The sequence below is a fragment of the Salinivibrio sp. SS3 genome, from assembly GCF_001722105.1.
In the GTDB taxonomy this organism is placed as follows: domain Bacteria; phylum Pseudomonadota; class Gammaproteobacteria; order Enterobacterales; family Vibrionaceae; genus Salinivibrio; species Salinivibrio kushneri.
Genome location: NZ_MEBQ01000009.1, coordinates 121,205 through 144,168, shown reverse-complemented (window position 1 = coordinate 144,168; position 22,964 = coordinate 121,205). Strand labels below are relative to the sequence as shown.

Sequence of the window (22,964 nt, the reverse complement as noted above, 5' to 3'; positions counted from 1 at the left end):
AGACTCGGAGATCAACATGGCTCAGCACGACCCCGTCAATATCATCTTTCTCGACCGCAACACTATCCCAGCGCATATTGTCCTGCCCACGCCCCAGCATCCACATCACTGGCAAGCCTACGGTGAAACGCAACCCAGCGATGTGATCGCGCGCTTACAACACGCTGATATCGCCATAACCAACAAAGTGGTGATCGATGAGACGGTGCTTGCCGCCTGTCCTAACCTCAAACTGATTGCGGTGGCTGCCACTGGGGTAAACAATGTCGACTTAGCCGCCTGCCAAGCCCGTAGGGTACAGGTGTGCAACGTACAAGGTTACGCCACTCAGTCGGTACCTGAGCATGTCGTCGCCATGATTTTTGCCCTTAAGCGACAACTGCTCGGATACCACCAGGACGTACAAAACGGTGAATGGCAAAAGCAAGGACAGTTTTGCTTTTTCACTCATCCTATTGGCAGTGTGGCCGGCAGTACATTGGGGATCATTGGCAAAGGCGCATTAGGTGAGGCCGTCGCACAACTGGCGCGCGCCGTCGGCATGAAGGTGGTTTTTGCTGAGCACCGAGGGGCGCAGGCATGCCGGCCTGGCTATCTGCCTTTCGAACACGTGTTACGCCAAGCCGATGTGCTCTCCTTACATTGCCCACTCACCGATAACACCCGTCATCTTATCGACCAAGACACGCTGGCGCTGATGCCAGCGCATGCCATATTGATCAACACCGGACGTGGCGGCTTAGTCAACGAGGCCGCACTGCTACAAGCACTGGAAAGCGGACAAATTGGCGGTGCTGGATTGGATGTGCTGAGTAAAGAGCCGGCCCCTGATACTCACCCGCTGATCGCCGCATCATTGCCCAACCTGCTGGTCACCCCCCATATCGCATGGGGCGCAGATGAAGCGGTTAACCGTCTCGCCAACCAACTGATGGATAATATTGATGGTTTTTTAAGCGGCTCGCCGCAACACACTCTGATTGAATAGCGCACAAGCCCGCTACATATCGCGGGCTTTTTTCACCACATCGTAGGCTTGTTGGATCTCTTGCGCTTTTTCTTTGGCCAGTTCCATCATTTCTGGTGGCAAGCCTTTTGCCATCAATTTGTCGGGATGGTGCTCATTCATCAGCTTGCGATACGCTTTTTTCACTTCTTGAGAGGATGCATTGGCATCAACCCCTAGCACATCATAGGCATCATCAATCTCACTTTGCCGTGGTGGTGCGCCCGGGCCATCGGTTTGATGCTGCCAGCCGCCTTGATAACCTTGGCTGAAGCGAAACGCGGCTTCTTGCATCCGTAACCGTTGCTCCAGTTGCTGCGGCGAAAAGCCCAGTTTCTCAGCAATCACATAGAGTAGTTCCCGCTCTTTAGGATGCAGCTCGCCATCGGCAAACGCCGCTTGTATCTGCATTTCCAAAAAGACACGCGACAAATCACGCTGCCCCTGACTTAAGGTGCGAATACTACTGAGAGTCTCATCAAGCGGAAAGTCACTGTCTTTGCCCTCACGGAACGCCTGCTGGGCCAACTGCCTGGCTTCACCTTGCAGCTGCATTCGGTCCATAAATAAGCTGGCGAGACGTATTTCGTCCTGAGTGACTTGCCCTTTAGCTTTGGCGATATGCCCCATCACCGCAAAGGTACCGTGGAAAAAAACACGTTGCGCTTGCGGGCCTTGGGCACCAAAACCGCCGAAACGCGCGCGCTGTTTCGCTTTATCAAACTGATGACCTAAGAAAAGGCCAAGAAGAAAACCGATTGGGCCTCCCAACAATGTGCCGAGAATTGCACCAATCACCTTGCCATTTAGTCGCATGCCATGGTCTCATTGCTAGTTTCACACCCTGAACATTTACAGGTGATGCCGGGCGTAAATTGATTTATGATAATCGCATTTTGCAGCCAAAGCATACTGATGCGTTGCCTTCGTGTACACCACGCAATCAGATAAAACAGGAATGTCTTCTTCAATGTCACCGACTGCACGCAGCTTTTTAGCCACCATGATTAGCCTGGCCCTTTATGGCCCAGCCCTTGTTTTTGCGAATGCGGAAACATCCAGCGAACCTTGCCCCGATAGCGAGGCGCGCTGTATTCCAGCGAGTGAGCAAACCCAAGATGTGAACAATGCACCCATTCGCGTGGTGGCCGATCGCGCTGAAGCGCAAACCAATGAAAAAGCCATCTACAACGGCAATGTCGAGGTGACCCAAGGCCATCGTAAAATGACCGCGGATACCGCGACCTTGCGCGATCCAGAACGGATCGTCACCGCACAAGGAGATGTGGTGTTCAATGACGGCCAAATGATGGTGACGTCGGACTATTTACAAGCCAATTTAGAAAACGAAGACACCACGCTCAATAATGCCCAGTACAAGATGCTATGTACGCCAGGGCGAGGGGAAGCTAAGCGGGTATTTAAAAACGGTACCACCTTCTACGAACTGGAAGATGGCACCTATACCACTTGCCCGGACGAAGACAAAAGCTGGCGTTTTTCTGCTTCTAAGATAGAAAAAGAAGATAGCAGCCTGTTTGCTGACCTTTATCATCCACGGTTTGAGGTGATGAATGTGCCGGTTTTTTATCTGCCATACCTGCGGGTGCCGGTCGAAGACGGTCGACTGACGGGCTTTTTATACCCCTCGGTCTCTTGGAGTGATCGCGACGGTATCGAGATGGAAACGCCATTTTATTGGAATATCCATCCGCAACTTGACGCCACGATCACGCCCAAATATATGTCGGAACGCGGCGTACAACTCAATACCAATGTTCGTTACCTTACCCCACTCGGCTCAGGCTCGTTGTACTCAGAATATATGCCTGATGACCAGCGTAACCCAGACCTTGACGCACGCTGGGGCTTTAACTGGACACACAGCGGCGTACAGGGCCACTGGCGCTATCAAGCCGATTACAGCAAGGTCAGTGACATTACCTACTTCCAAAACATTGACTCGGACGTGGGTAAACGAGAAGACAATACCTTGCTGCAAACCGGTGAAATCAGCTACCGCGGCTTAGATTGGAACAGCACTGTGCGTGTGCGGGACTTTCAACCGCTCACAGAAAACACCAGTGTGTATCGTTTGATGCCGCAAGTGGATTTTAACTACTATGCGCCGCAAGTGATGCCATGGTTGGACATCAGCGTCCCCGCACAATTTAGTGTATTTGCTAATGACGACCCCAATAAACCTGAAGCGACGCGCACGCACCTGGCGCCGACCTTGACCATGCCCTTCACGCGTCCTTGGTTTAATGCCACGGCCGAAGCGAGCATGCTCTACACCCATTACGATCAACGCTTTGACAACGCCATGCCAGATGCCGAGTCCACAGCGACCTTGAGTAAATCGGTGGAGCGTAAAATCCCAACCGTAAGATTGCATTCCGGCGTGGTACTAGAGCGTAACTTTTGGGCGATGGGGGGACACTTTAGCCAAACCATTGAGCCTCAAGTGCAATATTTGTACATCAAAGACGTGGAACAAGGGGATATTTATAACCCGGTCAACTTCAGTGGCGGCGGTTACGATACCGCACGCTTACAAACCGACTACTATGGGCTATTCCGCGGCAATCAATTTAGCAGCATTGATTATATTAACCCGGCTAATCAGCTAACCTACGGGGCGACCACCCGTTTTTACGACGGTGGTTATAAAGAGCGACTCAACCTGTCGTTCGGGCAAATTTATTACTTTGATCAGCCCTCCAACCAAGACGCAGAAACCTTCGATTATTCGTCTTGGGCGCTCGAAGGGGAAGCCAATATTGATGACTACCTGTTTTTACGGGCATCCATGCAATATGACAGCAACCTCAGTGAAATGCAGTTTGGTAACGCGATTGCCGAGTATCGCCACCAACAATTCTACGCACAAACCAGTTATCGCTATGTGGCACAAGAATATATTGAGTCTACCTTGCCGAACCGAGATATCAGCGCACTCACCGATGATGGCCTGTCCCAAGCCGGGGTGGTCACGGGCTTCCCGCTATGGGGAGGCCTCAGTTTTAAAGGCCAATACTGGCGCGATCTCACTCAAGACGTGATGCTAGAAAACCAGTTTAGCCTGACCTATCGCTCTGATTGTTGGGTGGTCGGCTTGAGCTATAACGAGTACTTACTCTCACGCTCTGATATTAATACAGACCCAGAATACGACAATAACGTCACCCTCTCATTTAGCCTCCTAGGGCTAGGGGCTGATAGCGGCTTTAACTTCAGCACAGACTCAGGCAACGCCTTGGGTTATCGCAATCCTTTTGCGCTGAAGAACTAACCCGCTTTATTGTGGTCTGGACTGTTGAACCTATGAAAAGAAGTGGACAAAGCATGAACAAATGGAGTCACGCCCTCATCACTGGCGTTTTAGTGTTGCTGACCCCCTTAACGCAAGCGGCACCTCAAGAGCTGGATCGCGTGATCGCAGTGGTCAATGACGGCGTGGTATTACAAAGTGATATGGCGGCGATGCGTCGCACCGTAACCCTTAATGCCGCCAACAGCGATCGCGAATTACCGCCACAAGATGTGCTTGAAGAGCAAATGCGTGAGCGGCTGGTTATCGAGGAGCTACAACTGCAAGAGGCCAAACGTTTAGGGATCCAGATAGACGATAGCCAATTGCAACAAGCAATCGAAAACATTGCTAAGGAGCAGTCTGTCAGTGTGCAAGCCCTGCGAGAAAAAATGGCCGAGCAAGGTGTCGCATGGGCACAATACCGTGAACAAGTGCGTCGTGAACTTACCATTTCCGAAGCACGTAACGCGCAAGTACGCCGCCGAATCAGTATTTTACCGCAAGAAGTCGAAACGCTTGCCAGCCAGTTAAATGAGCAAAAGATGCAAAAGGTAAAATACAAACTTTCGCATATTCAGCTCAAATTAGACGACGATGCCAGCAAAGCTGAGCGTGAAAGCGTAAAAAAACAAGCTCACCGTCTCGTTGATACCCTGCGCCATGACGGTGATATCGCCGAGCTGGCGATGGAATACTCCAAAGGCCCTAAAGCGCTAGACGGCGGTGATTGGGGCTGGTTGCGCCGAGAGGAAATGCCGACTATTTTCGCCGACCAGATCACCAACCAAGGTAAAGGGGCAATCATCGGGCCGTTTAGAAGCGGGGTTGGCTTCCATATTCTCAAAATTGACGATGTACAAGGACTAGAAACTGTCGCCGTCACCGAAGTGAAAGCGCGTCATATCCTGATCAAACCATCGATCGTGCTGAGTGATAAAGGCGCGCAGAAAGAGCTCAACCAATTAACAGATCAAATCCGACGTGGTGAGCAAAGTTTTGCTGATCTCGCCAAGCAGTACAGCGACGATCCAGGCTCGGCAGTCAATGGTGGCGACCTAGGTTGGTCCACCACCGATGCCTATGTACCCGCCTTTAAGGCGAAAGTTGATGCCCTGCCAGAAGGCCAAGTCAGCGAACCGTTTAAAACCGTACATGGCTGGCATATCGTCGAAGTCACTGATCGTCGTGAAGTGGATAAAACCGATGCGGCTGTGAAAAATCGCGCTTACCGCATGCTATTCAATAGAAAGTTCAACGAAGAAGCGCAGGCCTGGCTGCAAGAGCTACGCGCAGGGGCTTACGTCGAGGTGATCACCGATGACAGCTGAGCGTATCGCGATTACGCCCGGAGAGCCTGCGGGCATCGGGCCTGATCTTGTCTTGGCCATGGCGCTTCATGCCTGGCCTCATCAGCTTGTCGCGGTCGCGAACAAGCAAATGCTGGCTGAGCGCGCCAAGCAATTAGGACTGGCCATCAGCTTACGAGACTATGATCCCAGCACTGAGCCGCAAGCACACCAGGCGGGCGAGCTTATCGTCGCAGAGACGCCGATTGGTGCGGCGGTGACCCCTGGTCAATTAGATGAAGCCAACGGCCGCTATGTGCTCGATACCCTGACTCGCGCCGCGGAAGGAAACATGAGCGGTGAGTTTGCCGCGATTGTCACCGGCCCAGTTCACAAAGGGATCATCAACCGTGCAGGGGTATCTTTTAGCGGCCATACGGAGTTTTTTGCCCAGCACGCCAATGTCAATCAAGTGGTGATGATGCTCGCCACTGAAGGGTTACGTGTCGCCTTGGTCACCACCCACATTCCCTTGGCCTATGTCTCCAAGGCCATCACCCGTGAGCGCTTGCACGATGTTATCGGCATTTTGCATCAAGACTTACGCGAGAAGTTTGCGATTGCACACCCTCGTATTTATGTCTGCGGCCTGAATCCTCATGCCGGAGAGGGAGGCTGTTTAGGCACAGAGGAAATCGACACCATTGAACCGGCCCTCGATGATTTACGCCAACAAGGGATGGATTTAGTCGGTCCCCTACCCGCGGATACGCTTTTCCAAGAAAAGTACCTGCAAGATGCCGATGCTGTACTGGCGATGTATCACGACCAAGGCTTACCTGTGTTAAAATTCAAAGGATTTGGGCGCTCAGTGAATATTACCTTGGGCCTGCCTTTTGTCAGAACATCAGTAGATCATGGTACCGCACTGGATTTAGCGGGTACCGGTACGGCGGATACAGGAAGCCTGCGGACGGCCATCTCCCACGCCATTGAATTAGTAGATAGCAAGCATGAGCGATAAAGTCCATCAAGGCCACCGTGCCAGAAAACGTTTCGGGCAAAACTTCCTCAATGATCCTTACATCATTGACGGCATTGTATCAGCCATTAACCCCCAATCCGGCGAGAACTTAGTCGAGATTGGCCCAGGCCTGGGCGCGCTCACCGAGCCAGTCACAGAGCAGGTCGACCACCTAAACGTGGTAGAGCTTGACCGGGATCTTGCCGCGCGCTTGCGCAGTCATCCTTTCATGGGCCGTAAACTCACGGTGCATGAAGCCGATGCGATGGCCTTTGATTTTGCCGAGCTTGCCAAGCAAGGCCCGCTACGGATTTTTGGTAACCTGCCATACAATGTCTCTACGCCGTTAATGTTCCATTTGTTCTCTTTTGCCGACCAAGTGCAAGATATGCACTTTATGTTGCAAAAAGAGGTGGTGAATCGTCTCGCCGCTGGTCCTGGCACCAAAGCCTACGGGCGTCTTACCGTCATGGCACAATACTACTGCCAAGTGATCCCGGTATTGGAGGTGCCACCGAGTGCCTTTAAGCCGGCACCGAAAGTGGACTCCGCGGTTGTGCGCTTAGTGCCACACAAAACCTTGCCACATCCAGTCACCAATTTGTCATGGTTAGAGCGCGTGTGTCGTGAAGGTTTTAATCAACGCCGTAAAACCATACGTAACTGTTTTAAATCATTGGTTAGTGTCGATACATTGACCGAGCTTGGTATCGACCCTAGCTTACGTCCTGAGCACATGACCTTGGCGCAGTTCTCCAGCTTGGCCAACTGGTTAGATGCCAATCACTCATCATAAACAGGAGCCTTGATTTGCAAGCCACCGAACAATCGCAATTCGAGATTCACGTCGCGACACAATATGTGGAAGACCAATCTGAGCCTGACAATGAGCGCTTTGTCTTCTCATACACGGTCACCATTGAAAACCGCGGCGATGCCCCTGCGCAACTCATGCGCAGAAAATGGCTCATTACCGATGCCAATGGTAAAGAGCTAGAAATAGAAGGAGAAGGCGTTGTCGGCGAGCAACCCAAGATTGCCGCGGGGGAAAAATACACCTACACCAGTGGCACCATCATCGAGACGCCTGTGGGTGTAATGCAAGGTTTTTATACCATGCAAGATCAAGACGATCAGTCGTTTAAGGTCGATATTGCACCGTTTCGTCTCGCGCTGCCAAACATTCTCCACTAATCCCAACAGGGAGGCATATGGCGACCTATCTTGTCGGGGATATCCATGGTTGTGAGCGCACATTACGTGCGCTTCTCACTCAGGTCGATTTTTCCCCAGATAAAGACATCTTGTACTCGGTTGGGGATTTGGTCGCACGCGGCCCCGACTCCCTCAACGTGTTACGTTTCTTTTATCAGCTCGGGGACGCGGCGCGCGTCGTCTTGGGTAACCACGACTTGCACTTGCTGGCCGTTGCCCATGGCATAAAACCGATTAAAGGCAAAGACAATACTCAGTCTATTCTTGATGCGCCAGATCGGGAGCAACTCCTCGGCTGGTTGTCTCAGCAGCCGCTCCTGATGGATGTCGCCGCGCCAGACGGTGGCTTTTTGCTGGCCCATGCAGGCATCAGCCCGCAGTGGGACAAAAAGACCGCTGTCACCTGTGCCAATGAGGTAGAAGCGATACTGCGCAGTAACGAGCAGCGCTGGTTGCTGGAAAACATGTATGCCGACAGCCCCGATCAGTGGGATCCATCACTGAGCGGCCTTGACCGTTATCGCTATATCATCAATAGCTTTACCCGCATGCGTTTTTGTTTCCCAGATGGTCGCCTGGACATGCAATGCAAGCTGCCACCTAGCCAAGCGGCTGACAGCGGTTTATTGCCTTGGTTTGAGGTGCCAGCGCGCCAGCCGCTTGATCAGTCGGTGGTGTTTGGCCATTGGGCGGCGTTAAATGGCACCATCCAGCCCAAGCTTTATGGGCTAGATACTGGGTGCGTATGGGGCGGCAAGCTCACGCTCCTTCGTTGGGAAGATAAAGCCTGCTTTACGTTAGCGGCAGAAAATAGCGCTACTTAGGCACGATCCCAGACAGTAAAAGTGATGGGGTGGGCGTTTTTATCATCCACTGGATGTGAGCCGACCTCTGTTTTCTTCCACCCTTCTCCCCACTGCGGGAAGCGGGTATCGCCGTCGACGTCAAGATCAATAAAGGTAAGATACAAGCGGTCAGCACGGGGCAAAAATGCCTGATAAATGGTACCGCCACCAATCACCATGACCTCCTCATACTCGGCCACGGTTTTAAGCGCTTGTTCTGGCGAGCGCACGACAGTGACACCCTCTGGCTGATAGTCCGGGTCGCGACTGATCACAATGTTCGGTCGTTTGGGCAGCGGACGACCAATTGACTCAAAGGTTTTGCGCCCCATCACCACAGGATGACCAAGAGTAGTACGTTTAAACCACGCTAAATCTGCCGGCAAATGCCACGGCATTTGGTTATTCTTGCCAATCACTCGATCGTTTGCCATCGCAGCCACTAAACTGACGCGCATTACAGGTACCCTTTTCTTCAAATCACTGGTCGGCGACGATAAAACAATAACCCTGGCATCGCAAGGCCAATGGCCAGTGCCGAGAGAATGAACCCCGCGGTGGTCAGGTTTTCAATTAGGCTCGCCCATAAAGCAGGGCTATAGCCTTGATTGTTGATGGTTACCAACGCAATCATCGCTTTAAACGCGTAAACGCCGGGGATCATCGGGATAATTGCCGCCACGGTAAACACCTTGGGATGCGCCAAAAAGCGCTGCGACCAGTACACACCTAAAAAGCCAATCGTGGTTGCGCCTGCCAGCGTGGCCCATTCAATGGCGACCCCGGATTCCATCAGCACAAAGCGCAAACCATGGCCGACCGCACCGCCATAGGCACAGTATTTGAGCGCCTTAACCGGTACATTAAACACTAATGCAAACCCCACCGCGGGGATCATGGCAAAGAACATATCTTCCAGTAAGGCGAGCAATAAACTCATAACCATCCCCATGCCCCCACAAGACTCATGGCACCAACAATACCCAGCGCTGTTGCCAAGGTGAGCAAGGATGCCATCGTCCAACGAGCGATCCCCATATCGACAAAGCCTTTGACCATATCTGATACCGCGTTTATCAACGGATAGCCGGGGACGAGCATTAAGACTGATGAGGCCATGATAAGGAAGGGTTCGTTACCCCAATCCATTATCGTGCCCACGCTGGATATCAAGGTGGTGACCATCGCGGTGACCGCGAAAGTGAGAAGCGGATTAAAGTGACGGTGGGCAATCAGTTGGCGCACTCGCATGCCGGTTGCAGACGCGATAAACGTGAGTGCAAACACCACGGCATCGCCGCCCGCTAATCGACTGAAAGCCGCACATGACAAGCCTATCATCCCCACCACCAGCCAAGGTGGATAGCGAAAGGGCTCGATCCGACTTAAGCGCTTGCGCACCGCCAAAGCATCGAGGATCCCTTTCTCGGCCAAAATGACCGTGCGTTGGATATCGGTCACCACTTTCATGTTGATCCCGCGATCGGGGCAACGTCTGGCGGTGGTGATACAATGACCTTGACTGAGCGTGGTGACCACCAAAGAACTCGCCGATAACGCCAGCTCAACGCTATCGAGTCCTAGTGCACGTCCTAAGCGAATACTTACATCACTGACCAGCTTACTTTCCGCGCCATGCTGTAATAGTCGCTGCCCGACTTCAATCACTAAACGCGATATAGCACGTTGCTCTGGCTCGGTTAACCGCTTTCCCACCTTAAAAATCCCTCTTACATTGCGCCTATCTGCTCGCAGTATTCATCACCGACTCGCTGCGGTCTTTGATACAAATAAAGTTGCGATCAGATTATCGCCAAATCGGACATAAAAAAAGCCGCTACAGACGTAACGGCTTTTTAGGATTAAGGCTTGTAGATGATCTCGACGTCGTAGTCGTCTTCGTTCCAATCATCCCAATCATCGTCGTCATCGCTTTGATTGAGCTGCTGTTCGTGGTGATCATCCCACTTGAACGCCACCGTCTCATCTTCCGGCTCAACCTCAGGTTTCGGCGCAGGTAGCGCCTCGATCGATGCCATCAGATCGTAAATAAGCGGTTGGACGTTCGCTTTGTTAATCGCGGATATCGCGTAGTATTTGTCATCCCACGCCAGAGCTTCTAACACACGCTCAATTTGCGCCTGTGCCTCGTCTTCTGGCATCAAATCCACTTTGTTAAATACCAACCAACGCGGTTTATCCGCCAGCTTTTCGCTGTATTGGTTCAATTCATCAATAATGGTGAACGCGTTATCGACCGGATCGGTACCATCAACGGGCAGCAAATCAATCATGTGTAACAACACACGACAGCGTTCCAGATGTTTCAAGAAGCGAATACCCAGTCCCGCGCCATCAGCCGCACCTTCAATCAGACCAGGAATATCGGCCACCACAAAGCTCTTGTCAGCCGCGACACGGACCACCCCAAGGCTAGGCACTAACGTGGTAAAGGGATAATCAGCCACTTTCGGTTTTGCCGCCGACACCGCACGAATAAAGGTCGATTTACCCGCATTCGGCAAACCTAACATCCCCACATCGGCCAACAACAACAACTCCAAACGCAGCTGACGGACCTCACCTTTGGTTCCCATGGTTTTTTGTCGTGGGGCGCGGTTGACGGATGATTTGAAACGCGTATTGCCAAGGCCGTGAAACCCACCTTTGGCTACCATCACTTTCATGCCATGTTGGGTTAAGTCGGCAATCACCTCACCCGTGTCTTCATCCACAGCCCGGGTACCAACAGGCACATTGAGTACCAAGTCTTCACCGCGTTTACCGGTACAGTTCCCCCCGCGACCGTTTTCACCACGCGCTGCAGAGTGAAAGCGCTCAAACTGATAATCGATCAGGGTATTGAGGTTTTCGTCGGCTAGCAGATAGACATCACCACCATCACCGCCATCACCGCCATCTGGGCCCCCTTTAGGGACATATTTTTCCCGCCGGAAGCTGACGGTCCCATTGCCCCCGTCCCCGGCATCGACGCGAATAATCGCTTCATCTACAAACTTCATGCTAACTTCTCCGCACCAATTGCTAAAACGCACGTTTATTGCAACTAGCCTTATCCCAGATTAGTGAATGGCGATCTTATCGATCTTAGGATCATTTTTCTGCTTTGACCGACTTTCCGCGCCTCTCTGATCAAACGCTCATTGACCGGTGATCACCAGACACAATAAAAAGCCCCGCCAAAAGGCAGGGCTTCAGAAATTCGCTTGGCGTTGAAGCTTATTCAGCTTCGATAGTAACGAATTTACGGTTATGACGACCTTTGGTCTCAAATTTCACTTTGCCATCAGACAGAGCGAATAGAGTGTGGTCTTTACCGCAACCTACGTTAGTGCCTGCGTGGAATTTAGTACCACGTTGACGAACGATGATGTTACCTGCTAGTACAGACTCACCACCGAAGCGTTTAACACCTAGGCGTTTACTTTCTGAATCGCGGCCGTTTTTAGTAGAACCGCCAGCTTTTTTGTGTGCCATCTCTTCTCTCTCCTACTCTTAAGCGCTGATGCCAGTGATTTTGACTTCAGTGAACCACTGACGGTGGCCCATGTGCTTGCGAGAATGTTTACGACGACGGAACTTAACGATATTCACTTTATCGCCGCGACCGTGAGTAACAACTTCTGCTGTTACTTTTGCACCGCTAACAAAAGGCGCGCCAACTTTAACGTCTTCGCCGTTTGCCACTAGCAATACTTTGTCAAGTTCTACACTTGCGCCAGTTTCAACGTCTAGCTTTTCCAAGCGAATAGTCTGGCCTTCGCTTACTCGGTGTTGCTTACCACCACTTTGGAAAACTGCGTACATGTTTTACTCCGCATTTCCGCACGGCCTGCTGCAATATTAAGCAACAAGGGGTGCGCATATAATTCATCAATAGGGCGCGAATTCTACGGCAGAAATTGATTTGAGGCAAGAGGGGAAAGCAAGAAAATTGGTGAAAAGGTGCTCAGCATTAATTCCCACACATTTTCCCTGTGCGAGCGCTATCTCGTCGCCTGTCATCTGGTGTACTATGCCAAGCTAAATACCCGCTCTGGTGCCGATACTGACGAAGGTTTCACGCCATTCTGAACGTATTAACGTGCAATATTTCGCCTCTTGCTGCTAGTGAGTTGTGATTTATTTCGTTAGCTCGGCAGGCAAGTAACTAGGACAACGCCCGGATATATTCATGGATTTCAAATCAATCCAAGCCTTAATTAGTGATGACATGGCGCAGGTCGACCAAAAGATCCTCGCCCAGTTAAACTCTGATGTCGCGCTAATCAATCAGCTCGGCTTTTACATCGTTAACAGCGGTGGCAAACGACTGCGCCCGATGCTCGCTGTATTAGCGGCGCGTGCACTTGGTTATCACGGTGACAAACACACCACCGCCGCCGCGTTTATTGAATTCATTCATACCGCCACCTTGCTCCATGATGACGTGGTCGATGAATCGGACTTGCGCCGTGGCAATGCAACCGCCAATGCCTTGTTTGGTAATGCGGCCAGTGTGTTAGTCGGTGATTACATTTACACCCGCTCGTTTCAAATGATGACCAGCCTACGCTCGTTACGCATTCTGGATTTAATGAGTGAGGCTACCAATGTGATTGCCGAAGGGGAAGTATTACAGCTTATGAACTGTAATGACCCTGATACCACAGAAACCAGTTATATGCAGGTCATCTACTCTAAAACCGCGCGTTTGTTTGAGTCAGCCACCCAGATTGGCGCGATTCTTAACGAGGCGGACGCAGACACGGAGAAAGCCCTCCAAGACTATGGCCGATATCTTGGAACAGCGTTCCAGTTAATAGATGATGTAATTGACTACACCAGTGCTGACAATGAAATGGGCAAGCAAACGGGTGATGATTTGGCAGAAGGCAAACCAACGCTACCTTTGCTGCACGCGATGCAACACGGCTCTGAGGAAGAAGCGGCGATGATTCGTACCGCCATCGAAAAAGGCAATGGCCGCGATAAACTCGAGGCGATTTTGGCCTGTATGGACGCCTGCGGCTCACTGGCGTATACCCGAGAGCGTGCCGAGCAGGAATCAGAAAAAGCCATCCGTGCGCTCGATATATTGCCAGAAACCCCGTATAAACACGCCTTAGTGGCATTGGCGCATTTAGCGGTTGACCGCAACACCTAACGCAATTTAAGCCCCTCAGCCAAACTAAAAAGCGGCGCTATTGCGCCGCTTTCCTCACCAAGGTCGAATGTCCGCTATTTCGCCGCGAACTCTTCGCCCATTTTGATATCTTTACGCAGCGTTTCCAGCATCTTGTCCATCGCTTGTTGCTCATAAGCACTTAGCTCACCGATGCTGAGGATCTCGTCGACTCCCTCTTTACCCAGACGTACCGGTTGAGCGAAGAAGCGGGCGTGCTGACCGTCGCCTTCAACATACGCACATTCCACCACGTTTGATTCACCTTGCAGGGCGCGCACCAGCGAGAGGCCAAAGCGACATGCTGCCTGACCCATTGACAAGGTTGCGGAGCCACCACCGGCTTTAGCTTCAACCACTTCAGTGCCAGCGTTTTGAATGCGCGGTGTCAAGGCTTCAACCTCTTCTTGGCTAAATGTCACGCCTTTTACTTGTGACAATAGCGGCAGAATCGTCACGCCTGAGTGGCCACCGACAACAGGAATAGACACTTCGCGTGGATCCATCCCTTTCAGCTCACCGATAAAGGCTTCTGAGCGGATCACATCCAGCGTGGTCACGCCAAACAGTTTATTTTTATCGTAAACGCCCTTGGCTTTCAGCACATCGGCGGCAATCGCCACCGTGGTATTAACCGGGTTAGTGATAATACCTACGCAGGCTTTTGGACACACATCAGCAATCTTTTCCGCCAATGATTTCACAATGCCCGCGTTCACATTGAACAAATCAGAGCGATCCATACCCGGCTTACGGGCCACCCCTGCAGAGATTAACACCACATCAGCCCCATCAAGTGCTGGCGTTGGATCTTCGCCGCTATAGCCTTTGATGGTGACCGGCGTGGGGATGTGACTCAAGTCAACCGCTACACCTGGCGTAACAGGAGCGATATCGTACAAGGCCAGGTCGGAACCGGCTGGTAAATTGTTTTTTAGCAGTAGGGCTAGAGCCTGACCAATGCCTCCCGCGGCGCCAATCACAGCAACTTTCATGTCGTTCTCCTTTCGATATTTCTTATAGTCCGGATCCGGTCCGGCTTCTGTTCGGGCACAAGTCGCCCATCAATGGTGCGAACTGTTGCTTCATCATATGCCCGCCCCTACCCCCACTCAAGCCTCAGGCGGTGATGATCAGCCTAAGCTCTCATTTTTTCGCTCTCCCTTTGTTTGTCGCGGAGCGTCTGGTCAGCAACAGTGATATTGTCGCCATTTTACACCCTCAGTGATTGCCCCTCGTTGCATGTATATGCAAAATAGCCACTCGTTTGTCATTGCGAGTCTGCCGTCATGCGTAACTCAGAAAAACAAGACCAATTGGTTCGAGCGTTTAAAGCGATCCTCAAAGAAGAAAAGTTCAGTTCTCAGGGTGAGATTGTCGAAGCCCTACGTGCTCAAGGATTTGAGGGCATCAACCAGTCGAAAGTATCACGCATGTTGACCAAATTCGGCGCAGTGCGTACCCGCAACGCCAAAATGGAAATGGTCTATTGCTTACCGATCGAACTCGGTGTCCCCACCACCGGCAGCGCCTTGCGCGAGCTGGTGATGGAGATCGACTATAATGAGGCTGTGGTAGTGATCCATACCGGGCCAGGGGCCGCGCAGCTTATCGCACGGCTTCTCGACTCATTGGGCAAGGCCGAAGGAATCCTGGGTGCCGTGGCCGGAGACGATACCATCTTTATCACGCCCACCCGCGGTACCAGCACAGAAGCCTTATTTGAGGCGGTATGCGATCTGTTTGAATATCATTATTGATTACCCTATCAGGCAGCGCGAAGCCGCTGCCTACCTGCCTTATCTCACTTTTGAGTCATTGCAACGAAAGTAAAAGCGATAACATCGTTTTAATTTTTTGATACCCCTCTGTTACTATCTGCTTTTAGCTGCCACACACTGTTCACGTTTTCGTTAAACGTCAGTGAGACTGCGAGCGTAGCAGTGGGCTGCAGACAGGCGAGTCGCTCATAGATAGTGACGCAGCCGGGTATGCATTTCTCGGGACACTGTAGCCGCATCAGCGGTGCATATGATAATAAGGACAAACTGCATGACGAAGACACATCAATCGTCTCCTGATGTGCAAGACATGGTGGCGCAAGCAGATACTGGCGCACGCTCACCGGATGGACTATCAGGACGTATTCTTTGGCTGGTACCACTTTGCTGGTCCCTGTTTCAGCTTTGGTATGCGTCGCCGCTACCTTTCGCGCTCGACTTTGGCGTACTCAATAATACCGAAGCTCGCTCGCTCCATTTGGCGTTCGCGATGTTTTTGGCCTACACCGCCTACCCCGCGCGTAAGACCTCCCCCCGAGATCGGGTGCCATTACTCGATTGGGTATTTGCACTAGCGGGTAGTTTAGCCGCCGGTTACCTCTTCCTTTTTTATAATCAACTTGCAGACCGTGCTGGCGCTTATACCTCGTTTGATATTACGGTTGCCGCCATCGGTATGATTCTGATGCTTGAGGCAACACGCCGCGCCCTTGGCCCACCGCTAATGGTGGTGGCAGGTGTGTTCTTACTCTATACCTTTGCCGGCCCCTACATGCCGGACGTCATCGCTCACAAAGGCGCGAGCTTGAACAAAGCCATGTCACACTTGTGGCTGACTACTGAAGGCGTCTTCGGGGTGGCACTGGGCGTCTCTACCTCGTTTGTATTCCTGTTTGTCCTGTTCGGTGCCTTGCTCGACCGCGCCGGTGCCGGCGGCTACTTCATTAAAGTGGCCTTCTCACTACTCGGTCACATGCGCGGTGGCCCCGCCAAGGCCGCGGTGGTCGCGTCCGGCCTGTCCGGTTTGGTCTCGGGTTCTTCGATTGCCAACGTAGTGACTACCGGGACCTTTACCATTCCCTTGATGAAACGCGTGGGCTTTCCAAGTCATAAAGCCGGGGCGGTGGAAGTGGCCGCCTCGACTAATGGCCAGCTCACCCCACCGATTATGGGGGCGGCGGCATTCTTGATGGTGGAATACGTGGGCATTTCCTACGTAGAAGTGATTAAAGCCGCGCTACTTCCCGCACTGATCTCTTATATTGCTCTGATTTACATCGTGCACCTAGAAGCCTGTAAAGCTGGTATGGAAGGCTTACCACGCCGTCATACCAGCACGGTACTGCAAAAACTGTTCTCGTTTATGACGGTGTTTGTTGGCTTGTTGGTGCTCAGCGCGGCGGTCTACTACGGTATTGGCTGGACCAAAGACGTATTTGGTGCCATGGCAACCGTGGTCATCGGTATCCTCACGCTGATTGCCTATGTGCTGTTGGTGCGTTACTCCGCCCAGTATAAATCGCAAGCAGCGGAAGACCCCGCGGCGGCTGATTTATCCGAGGTCCCCGAGCCCGGCCCCACCGTGCGTTCTGGCTTATACTACCTGCTACCAATCGGCGTATTGGTATGGTGTTTGACCGTGGAGCGCTTCTCGCCAGGCCTGTCTGCATTTTGGGCGACGGTGTTTATGATTTTTATCATTCTCACCCAGCGTCCACTCATTGCCTACTTCAACCAGCGCACTAACTTTAAAGAAGAAATTCGTGACGGGGGCGTTGATCTGCTCGAAGCCTTTGTGACCGGTGCGCGCAACATGATCGGTATCGGTGTCGCCACTGCAGCGGCCGGGATTGTGGTGGGTACGGTCACCCTCACTGGCATCGGTTTGGTAATGACAGACTTCGTCGAGTTTATCTCCGGCGGCAACATCTTCCTGATGTTGCTGTTTACCGCGGTGATCAGCTTATTGTTGGGGATGGGACTACCGACCACCGCCAACTATATCGTGGTCTCCACCCTGATGGCGCCAGTGATTGTTACTTTAGGCGCACAGCAGGGGCTGATTATTCCACTGATCGCGGTGCACTTATTTGTGTTCTATTTCGGTATTCTTGCCGATGACACACCCCCTGTGGGGTTGGCTGCCTTTGCGGCCGCGGCCATTGCTAAGTCCGATCCCATCCGCACCGGTGTGCAAGGTTTTACCTACGACATCCGCACCGCCATCCTGCCATTTATGTTTATCTTCAACACCCAGTTGTTGTTGCTCGATCTCGATGGCCCCTTCCACCTGATTTTGACCATTGTGTCGGCGACCATAGCAATGCTGGCGTTCTCTGCCGCGACACAAGGTTGGTGGATGACTAGAAACAAATGGTGGGAAACCGCCTTATTGTTATTGATTACCTTCTCCCTTTTCCGTCCAGGGTTTTGGTGGGACGAAGTGTATCCGCCGACGACCAGCTTCCCAGGCACAGAAATCACCCGTGTAGCGGAGCAACTACCAGAAGGAAAGCCGCTGCAGCTTGAAGTGGAAGGGGAAAACTTCTTTGGTGAGCAAGTCTCCAAACATGTGGTATTGCCCGTGGATCATAGCCTTGAAAGCGGTGAAGCCCGCATTAACGACACAGGCTTAATGCTTCGCGAGGAAGACGACAAGTTGTTGGTGGATATGATCCAATTTGGCAGTGACGCTGACAAAGCAGGGATTGATTTTGATTGGCAAATCAAAACAGTGACTATCGATAATGTCCGGCCATGGAAAGAGTGGGTGTTTGTCCCTACTCTCTTGCTCTTAGCATTGTTGGGGTGGAATCAACGCCGCCGTATTCGCCAAGCCTAATAACAGGGGGACGTGTGTGACACGTGCCCCTTTCTTTTATAAGTGCAAAGGATATCGCTATGTATAAACATATCTTGGTTCCGGTTGATTTGAACGACGAAAGCTTTGCAGATACCGCGGTCGATCACGCTGTTTGGCTCGCCAGCCAGTCAGGTGCCAAAATCCACCTGCTCACTGTATTGCCCGGCATTCATAATTCGATGGTCGCCTCTTACTTCCCTGAAGAAGCCGCCAATAAAATGAAACGCGACATGAAGCGCAATTTACAAGGATTTGCGGATAAATATGTCCCCGAAAACGTGGCCTGTCAGGTGTCGGTTGAAGAAGGTAAGCCCTACAAGGGGATCATTAAAACGGCAGAGCGCATCGGCTGCGATTTGATTGTGATGCCAAGCCATAAGCGTTCACGCGTCAATAAAATGATGCTGGGCTCAGTTGCAGCCAAAGTGCTCGAAGGTGCCAGTGTCCATGTAATGGTGTTAAAACCTTAACCATAGGGTTCAGGCACGTCGATGCGTGCCTGAGCATTGTTCACCGCTGGCGTTGATCATAGCCCCAGCGAGGCACCAAGGTTTGTTCGGCCCCCAAGTGATCTAAAATGCGCGCCACCATAAAATCCACTAAATCATCGATCGACTGAGGCTGGTGATAAAAGCCTGGCGCGGCAGGCATAATGGTGACACCCATCTGCGATAGCTTGTGCATGTTTTCTAAATGCAGCGTTGAAAACGGGGTCTCGCGCACCACCAAGAGCAACTGTCCGCGCTCTTTAAGTACCACATCCGCCGCTCGTTCGATAAGGTTATCGGACAAACCATGGGCAATGGACGATAACGAACCTGCCGAGCAGGGGCACACCACCATTTGCTTGGGCGCTGCCGATCCCGAGGCGACCGGCGAAAACCAATCTTCTTTACCACAAACGATCAGTTTGTTGCTATCACATTGCAGATGTTCGGCTAATATTTTCTGTGCCGCTTGCGGGCCTGACGGAAGTTTCAGCCCATGCTCGGTCGCTAACACCACACGTGCGGCCGACGAGATCAATAAGAAAACCTGATAATCTTGTGCGAGCAAGCACTCGAGCAAACGTAGACCGTAGGGCGCACCGGATGCGCCTGTCCACGCTAAGGTTATTCGTTTATCCGCCATAAACCGCCTCCTTACTCGCCAGAGCTGTTAGCAGCTTGTCATGAATGCCACCAAAGCCGCCGTTGCTCATCACCAACACGGTATCGCCTGCTTGGGCGTGCTCAGTCAGTGCAGTCACCAGTGCATCAATATCGTCATGTCTATGCGCCGGCTGCGTGCAGTTGTCCACCACCGCTTCAAGCGACCAATCTAGCCCTTGCGGTTGATATAAGAACACCGTGTCCGCACGGGCCAACGACGCCGCTAGTGTATCCTTGTGAACCCCTTGCTTCATGGTATTAGAGCGTGGCTCTAGCACAGCGACAATGCGGCCATTACCCACTTTCGCGCGCAACCCCTCAAGGGTCAGGCGAATCGCCGTCGGGTGGTGGGCAAAATCGTCATACACAGTGACACCGGCTTGCTCCCCCCGCCACTCTAGACGTCGCTTGGTATTGATAAATGTCTCGAGCGATTGGCAGGCCAAATCAGGTGTCACCCCCACATGACGCGCTGCCGCGATGGCCATCAACGCATTACGCACGTTGTGATCACCGACTAAATCCCAGCTCACCGTCCCCACGAGTTCACCGGCAAAGTACGCGTCAAATTGACTGCCAGCTGGGTCTTTTTTCATGCTCTGCCACTGGCCATCCGGCCCGGCGTACACACACTCACTCCAACAGCCCATCGCCAACGTGTCCGTGACATTGGTATCGTCTGAGGGCGCAATAATTTGCCCAATCCCCGGCACGGTACGCACCACATGGTGAAATTGTTTCTTGATCGCCGCCAGATCATCAAAAATATCGGCGTGATCGAACTCAAGGTTATTGATCACCAAGGTTTTCGGTTGGTAATGGATAAACTTAGAGCGCTTATCGAAAAACGCACTGTCATATTCATCCGCTTCCACCACAAAAAACGGGCTATCGCCTAATCGCGCCGACGCGTTAAAGTTACTCGCTACCCCACCAATCAAAAAGCCGGGGGCGTAGCCACAGTCTTCTAAAATCCACGCCAGCATGCTGGCGGTGGTGGTCTTTCCATGGGTGCCAGATACCGCCAGCACCCAGCGGTCTTGCAGTAGAAAATCATGCAGCCATTGCGGGCCAGAGGTATACGGTAAGCCTTGATTGAGGACCGCCTCGACACAAGGGTTACCACGGCTCATGGCATTGCCAATCACCACCAAGTCAGGTGCAGGTGATAGCTGGACAGGATCATAGCCTTCGATAATATCGATTCCCTGAGACTCAAGTAGCGTGCTCATCGGGGGGTAAACATGGCTGTCAGAGCCCGTCACCCTGTGCCCCAGTTGTTTTGCCAGCATGGCTGCGCCACCCATAAAAGTCCCGCAGATGCCTAAAATATGAATATGCATAGCCTTCACTGTATTGTTGATTGTCCTGTCGTTTGGCGCAGGCGGTTATTATGCCTTGGATTAACGCTTGGGTCTTATCGCTTGCGCGCATCTGACATGGTTTTTATGTCGCGATCACACTTCCCTGGCCTGATTCATTTCTTCAGTACGATTAAAAAGTCACGAAAGCTAGAATAGCGGCGATTCCAAGAGGCAGCTCACTGCCCATGTATCCGATTGCACAAGAAAGACAGTTCATCATCATTAAGGATTGAGAATGCCCGACATTAAGACCCTCGGCGAGTACATTGTTGAGAAGCAACACGCGTTTCCGCATGCCAGCGGTGATTTATCTTCTCTTCTCGCCTCCATTCGTCTGGCCGCCAAAATTGTTAACCGTGAAATCAACAAAGCCGGCTTGGTCGACATTGCTGGCGCGATTGGCACGGAAAACGCGCAAGGTGAAGAGCAGCAAAAACTCGACGTTTATGCCAACGAAAAATTTAAAGCCGCGATGGAAGCGCGCGACCAAGTGTGTGGCGTCGCCAGTGAAGAAGAAGATGACGCGGTTATTTTTAATAAACAGCTTAACCGTAATGCCAAATATGTGGTGCTCATCGACCCGCTGGATGGCTCCTCTAACATTGATGTTAATGTGTCTGTTGGCACCATTTTCTCCATCTATCACCGCGTGTCACCGGTAGGAACACCGCCCACCGAAGAAGACTTCCTTCAACCCGGTCACCGCCAAGTCGCCGCCGGCTATATCATTTACGGCTCATCCACCATGTTGGTTTACACCACGGGTGATGGTGTACATGGTTTTACCTACGACCCTTCGCTAGGTTTGTTCTGCCTGTCTCACGAAAACATGACCATTCCTAAAGACGGCAACATCTACTCCATTAACGAAGGGAATTACATCAAATTCCCACAAGGCGTCAAAAAATATATCAAATACTGCCAAGAAAACGTCCCACAGGAGAAACGCCCTTATACGTCACGTTATATTGGCTCCTTAGTCGCCGACTTTCATCGCAACCTGCTCAAAGGTGGCATTTACCTCTACCCCAGCACGCTCGCCTATCCCAATGGCAAGCTACGCTTACTGTATGAGTGTAACCCCATGGCCTTTATTATTGAGCAAGCCGGCGGCAAAGCTACCGATGGCACCCAGCGCATCATGGACATCGCGCCGAATGAACTTCATCAACGCGTGCCTTTCTTTGTTGGCTCAAGCAATATGGTCGATAAGGTCGAAGAATACCTCGACACTTATCCGGATCATGACGACGAATAGGCGCAAAATAGACACCTAACGCCAGTCTTCCATGATAAAGAGGCGGCCAATACGGTCGCCTCTGTTATTTTCACGCTTGGCGGTTATAATTGGCACACACTTTTTCATTAAACAAAAGGACATCCCATGAGCCTGAACCAGGTCCCTGCGGGCAAAGAGCTGCCTGAAGATATTTATGTGGTGATTGAGATCCCAGCCAACGCCGATCCGATTAAGTATGAAGTCGATAAAGATAGCGGCGCCGTTTTCGTTGACCGTTTCATGGCAACGCCTATGTTCTATCCATGTAACTATGGCTATGTGAACCACACCTTGTCTTTGGATGGTGACCCTGTTGACGTACTGGTTCCAACCCCATTCCCATTAGTGCCTGGCTCAGTGATCCGCTGCCGCCCTGTTGGCGTGCTGAAAATGACCGATGAGTCTGGTGAAGATGCCAAAGTGATCGCGGTACCGCACAGCAAGCTCACCAAAGAGTATGATCACGTGAAAGACGTGAACGATCTGCCTGAGCTACTGAAAGCACAAATCACGCACTTCTTCGAACGCTATAAAGAGCTAGAAGCCGGCAAGTGGGTGAAAGTTGACGGTTGGGAAGATGCCCAAGCGGCAAAAGACGAAATCCTGTCTTCATTTGAGCGCGCAAAACAGTAATCAGCCGCTTCAATGA

At 51.9% G+C, this 22,964-nt stretch carries 23 protein-coding genes; 13 read left to right on the top strand and 10 right to left on the bottom strand.

Translation table 11 applies throughout. From position 1 onward, the window contains the following. Positions 1 to 16 precede the first annotated feature (16 nt). A complete protein-coding gene (locus tag BGL48_RS05360) occupies positions 17 to 988 on the top strand; it encodes a D-2-hydroxyacid dehydrogenase (protein WP_069361687.1) in 972 nt (323 codons plus the stop codon). A gap of 12 nt (positions 989 to 1,000) precedes the next feature. On the opposite strand, the gene djlA is transcribed toward BGL48_RS05360, so the two are convergent. Further along, positions 1,001 to 1,822, bottom strand: a complete 822-nt coding sequence (gene djlA, locus BGL48_RS05355; RefSeq protein ID WP_069361686.1) for a co-chaperone DjlA — start codon at positions 1,820 to 1,822, stop codon at positions 1,001 to 1,003. A 154-nt stretch (positions 1,823 to 1,976) separates the two neighbouring features. Between djlA and lptD the strand changes: the two genes are divergently transcribed. The 6 genes from lptD to apaH are packed head-to-tail and all read left to right on the top strand — an operon-like array spanning position 1,977 to position 8,671. Continuing rightward, positions 1,977 to 4,301 (top strand): LPS assembly protein LptD, encoded by a 2,325-nt coding sequence (gene lptD, locus BGL48_RS05350; protein ID WP_069361685.1) that lies wholly within the window; start codon positions 1,977 to 1,979, stop codon positions 4,299 to 4,301. Between the two features lie 53 nt (positions 4,302 to 4,354). After that, complete coding sequence (gene surA, locus BGL48_RS05345) at positions 4,355 to 5,650, top strand: peptidylprolyl isomerase SurA (RefSeq protein WP_069361684.1); 1,296 nt, start codon at positions 4,355 to 4,357, stop codon at positions 5,648 to 5,650. After that, positions 5,640 to 6,632, top strand: coding sequence for a 4-hydroxythreonine-4-phosphate dehydrogenase PdxA (gene pdxA, locus BGL48_RS05340; protein ID WP_069361683.1), 993 nt, complete (start codon positions 5,640 to 5,642; stop codon positions 6,630 to 6,632). The genes surA and pdxA overlap by 11 nt, the downstream gene beginning before the upstream one ends. Continuing rightward, positions 6,622 to 7,428 carry a 16S rRNA (adenine(1518)-N(6)/adenine(1519)-N(6))-dimethyltransferase RsmA gene (gene rsmA, locus BGL48_RS05335; protein WP_069361682.1) on the top strand — a complete coding sequence of 269 codons (807 nt, stop codon included), beginning with the start codon at positions 6,622 to 6,624 and terminating at the stop codon, positions 7,426 to 7,428. Before pdxA ends, rsmA begins: the two co-directional genes overlap by 11 nt. Before the next feature lie 14 nt (positions 7,429 to 7,442). Then, on the top strand, positions 7,443 to 7,826 hold the full coding sequence (apaG, locus tag BGL48_RS05330) for a Co2+/Mg2+ efflux protein ApaG (protein ID WP_069361681.1): 384 nt from the start codon (positions 7,443 to 7,445) through the stop codon (positions 7,824 to 7,826). A 17-nt stretch (positions 7,827 to 7,843) separates the two neighbouring features. Continuing rightward, positions 7,844 to 8,671 (top strand): bis(5'-nucleosyl)-tetraphosphatase (symmetrical) ApaH, encoded by an 828-nt coding sequence (gene apaH, locus BGL48_RS05325; RefSeq protein WP_069361680.1) that lies wholly within the window; start codon positions 7,844 to 7,846, stop codon positions 8,669 to 8,671. Here the strand turns inward: apaH and folA are convergent. The 6 genes from folA to rplU form a co-directional block, all read right to left on the bottom strand. After that, entirely contained in the window at positions 8,668 to 9,150 is a 483-nt protein-coding gene (gene folA, locus BGL48_RS05320; RefSeq protein WP_069361679.1) for a type 3 dihydrofolate reductase, read from the bottom strand. The genes apaH and folA overlap by 4 nt on opposite strands. A 17-nt stretch (positions 9,151 to 9,167) precedes the next feature. Next, complete coding sequence (locus BGL48_RS05315; RefSeq protein WP_069361678.1) at positions 9,168 to 9,632, bottom strand: threonine/serine exporter family protein; 465 nt, start codon at positions 9,630 to 9,632, stop codon at positions 9,168 to 9,170. Further along, positions 9,629 to 10,408 carry a threonine/serine ThrE exporter family protein gene (locus BGL48_RS05310; RefSeq protein ID WP_069361677.1) on the bottom strand — a complete coding sequence of 260 codons (780 nt, stop codon included), beginning with the start codon at positions 10,406 to 10,408 and terminating at the stop codon, positions 9,629 to 9,631. The genes BGL48_RS05315 and BGL48_RS05310 overlap by 4 nt, the downstream gene beginning before the upstream one ends. A 146-nt stretch (positions 10,409 to 10,554) precedes the next feature. Next, a complete protein-coding gene (cgtA, locus tag BGL48_RS05305) occupies positions 10,555 to 11,715 on the bottom strand; it encodes an Obg family GTPase CgtA (protein ID WP_069361676.1) in 1,161 nt (386 codons plus the stop codon). A 217-nt stretch (positions 11,716 to 11,932) separates the two neighbouring features. After that, positions 11,933 to 12,190, bottom strand: a complete 258-nt coding sequence (gene rpmA, locus BGL48_RS05300; RefSeq protein WP_069361675.1) for a 50S ribosomal protein L27 — start codon at positions 12,188 to 12,190, stop codon at positions 11,933 to 11,935. Between the two features lie 18 nt (positions 12,191 to 12,208). Continuing rightward, positions 12,209 to 12,520 carry a 50S ribosomal protein L21 gene (gene rplU / locus BGL48_RS05295; protein ID WP_046074286.1) on the bottom strand — a complete coding sequence of 104 codons (312 nt, stop codon included), beginning with the start codon at positions 12,518 to 12,520 and terminating at the stop codon, positions 12,209 to 12,211. Positions 12,521 to 12,887: 367 nt separating this feature from the next. Between rplU and ispB the strand changes: the two genes are divergently transcribed. Beyond that, positions 12,888 to 13,859, top strand: a complete 972-nt coding sequence (ispB, locus tag BGL48_RS05290; RefSeq protein ID WP_069361674.1) for an octaprenyl diphosphate synthase — start codon at positions 12,888 to 12,890, stop codon at positions 13,857 to 13,859. A 74-nt stretch (positions 13,860 to 13,933) separates the two neighbouring features. On the opposite strand, the gene mdh is transcribed toward ispB, so the two are convergent. Then, positions 13,934 to 14,872 carry a malate dehydrogenase gene (gene mdh / locus BGL48_RS05285; protein WP_069361673.1) on the bottom strand — a complete coding sequence of 313 codons (939 nt, stop codon included), beginning with the start codon at positions 14,870 to 14,872 and terminating at the stop codon, positions 13,934 to 13,936. A gap of 294 nt (positions 14,873 to 15,166) precedes the next feature. Between mdh and argR the strand changes: the two genes are divergently transcribed. From argR to BGL48_RS05270, 3 genes are all read left to right on the top strand, one after another. Then, positions 15,167 to 15,637: a transcriptional regulator ArgR gene (gene argR, locus BGL48_RS05280; protein ID WP_046074289.1), complete on the top strand. Its 471-nt coding sequence runs from the start codon at positions 15,167 to 15,169 to the stop codon at positions 15,635 to 15,637. A gap of 292 nt (positions 15,638 to 15,929) precedes the next feature. Beyond that, positions 15,930 to 18,500: a TRAP transporter permease gene (locus BGL48_RS05275; protein ID WP_069361672.1), complete on the top strand. Its 2,571-nt coding sequence runs from the start codon at positions 15,930 to 15,932 to the stop codon at positions 18,498 to 18,500. Positions 18,501 to 18,559: 59 nt separating this feature from the next. Beyond that, positions 18,560 to 18,991 (top strand): universal stress protein, encoded by a 432-nt coding sequence (locus BGL48_RS05270; protein WP_069361671.1) that lies wholly within the window; start codon positions 18,560 to 18,562, stop codon positions 18,989 to 18,991. Between the two features lie 40 nt (positions 18,992 to 19,031). Here the strand turns inward: BGL48_RS05270 and BGL48_RS05265 are convergent, their stop codons facing one another. Next, a complete protein-coding gene (locus tag BGL48_RS05265) occupies positions 19,032 to 19,652 on the bottom strand; it encodes a flavin prenyltransferase UbiX (RefSeq protein WP_069361670.1) in 621 nt (206 codons plus the stop codon). Then, complete coding sequence (gene mpl / locus BGL48_RS05260; RefSeq protein ID WP_069361669.1) at positions 19,642 to 21,015, bottom strand: UDP-N-acetylmuramate:L-alanyl-gamma-D-glutamyl-meso-diaminopimelate ligase; 1,374 nt, start codon at positions 21,013 to 21,015, stop codon at positions 19,642 to 19,644. The genes BGL48_RS05265 and mpl overlap by 11 nt, the downstream gene beginning before the upstream one ends. 256 nt (positions 21,016 to 21,271) lie before the next feature. On the opposite strand from mpl, the gene fbp reads away from it, so the two are divergent. After that, entirely contained in the window at positions 21,272 to 22,294 is a 1,023-nt protein-coding gene (gene fbp / locus BGL48_RS05255; protein WP_069361668.1) for a class 1 fructose-bisphosphatase, read from the top strand. A 126-nt stretch (positions 22,295 to 22,420) separates the two neighbouring features. After that, positions 22,421 to 22,948: an inorganic diphosphatase gene (ppa, locus tag BGL48_RS05250; protein WP_046074295.1), complete on the top strand. Its 528-nt coding sequence runs from the start codon at positions 22,421 to 22,423 to the stop codon at positions 22,946 to 22,948. Positions 22,949 to 22,964: the final 16 nt, after the last annotated feature.

Excerpts from the sequence above, each read along its gene's own strand:
- BGL48_RS05360 (WP_069361687.1), top strand. The coding sequence starts at position 17 with ATGGCTCAGCACGACCCCGTCAATATCATCTTTCTCGACCGCAACACT.
- djlA (WP_069361686.1), bottom strand. The coding sequence starts at position 1,822 with ATGCGACTAAATGGCAAGGTGATTGGTGCAATTCTCGGCACATTGTTG.
- lptD (WP_069361685.1), top strand. The coding sequence starts at position 1,977 with ATGTCACCGACTGCACGCAGCTTTTTAGCCACCATGATTAGCCTGGCC.
- surA (WP_069361684.1), top strand. The coding sequence starts at position 4,355 with ATGAACAAATGGAGTCACGCCCTCATCACTGGCGTTTTAGTGTTGCTG.
- pdxA (WP_069361683.1), top strand. The coding sequence starts at position 5,640 with ATGACAGCTGAGCGTATCGCGATTACGCCCGGAGAGCCTGCGGGCATC.
- rsmA (WP_069361682.1), top strand. The coding sequence starts at position 6,622 with ATGAGCGATAAAGTCCATCAAGGCCACCGTGCCAGAAAACGTTTCGGG.
- apaH (WP_069361680.1), top strand. The coding sequence starts at position 7,844 with ATGGCGACCTATCTTGTCGGGGATATCCATGGTTGTGAGCGCACATTA.
- folA (WP_069361679.1), bottom strand. The coding sequence starts at position 9,150 with ATGCGCGTCAGTTTAGTGGCTGCGATGGCAAACGATCGAGTGATTGGC.
- BGL48_RS05315 (WP_069361678.1), bottom strand. The coding sequence starts at position 9,632 with ATGAGTTTATTGCTCGCCTTACTGGAAGATATGTTCTTTGCCATGATC.
- cgtA (WP_069361676.1), bottom strand. The coding sequence starts at position 11,715 with ATGAAGTTTGTAGATGAAGCGATTATTCGCGTCGATGCCGGGGACGGG.
- rpmA (WP_069361675.1), bottom strand. The coding sequence starts at position 12,190 with ATGGCACACAAAAAAGCTGGCGGTTCTACTAAAAACGGCCGCGATTCA.
- rplU (WP_046074286.1), bottom strand. The coding sequence starts at position 12,520 with ATGTACGCAGTTTTCCAAAGTGGTGGTAAGCAACACCGAGTAAGCGAA.
- ispB (WP_069361674.1), top strand. The coding sequence starts at position 12,888 with ATGGATTTCAAATCAATCCAAGCCTTAATTAGTGATGACATGGCGCAG.
- mdh (WP_069361673.1), bottom strand. The coding sequence starts at position 14,872 with ATGAAAGTTGCTGTGATTGGCGCCGCGGGAGGCATTGGTCAGGCTCTA.
- argR (WP_046074289.1), top strand. The coding sequence starts at position 15,167 with ATGCGTAACTCAGAAAAACAAGACCAATTGGTTCGAGCGTTTAAAGCG.
- BGL48_RS05275 (WP_069361672.1), top strand. The coding sequence starts at position 15,930 with ATGACGAAGACACATCAATCGTCTCCTGATGTGCAAGACATGGTGGCG.
- BGL48_RS05270 (WP_069361671.1), top strand. The coding sequence starts at position 18,560 with ATGTATAAACATATCTTGGTTCCGGTTGATTTGAACGACGAAAGCTTT.
- BGL48_RS05265 (WP_069361670.1), bottom strand. The coding sequence starts at position 19,652 with ATGGCGGATAAACGAATAACCTTAGCGTGGACAGGCGCATCCGGTGCG.
- mpl (WP_069361669.1), bottom strand. The coding sequence starts at position 21,015 with ATGCATATTCATATTTTAGGCATCTGCGGGACTTTTATGGGTGGCGCA.
- fbp (WP_069361668.1), top strand. The coding sequence starts at position 21,272 with ATGCCCGACATTAAGACCCTCGGCGAGTACATTGTTGAGAAGCAACAC.
- ppa (WP_046074295.1), top strand. The coding sequence starts at position 22,421 with ATGAGCCTGAACCAGGTCCCTGCGGGCAAAGAGCTGCCTGAAGATATT.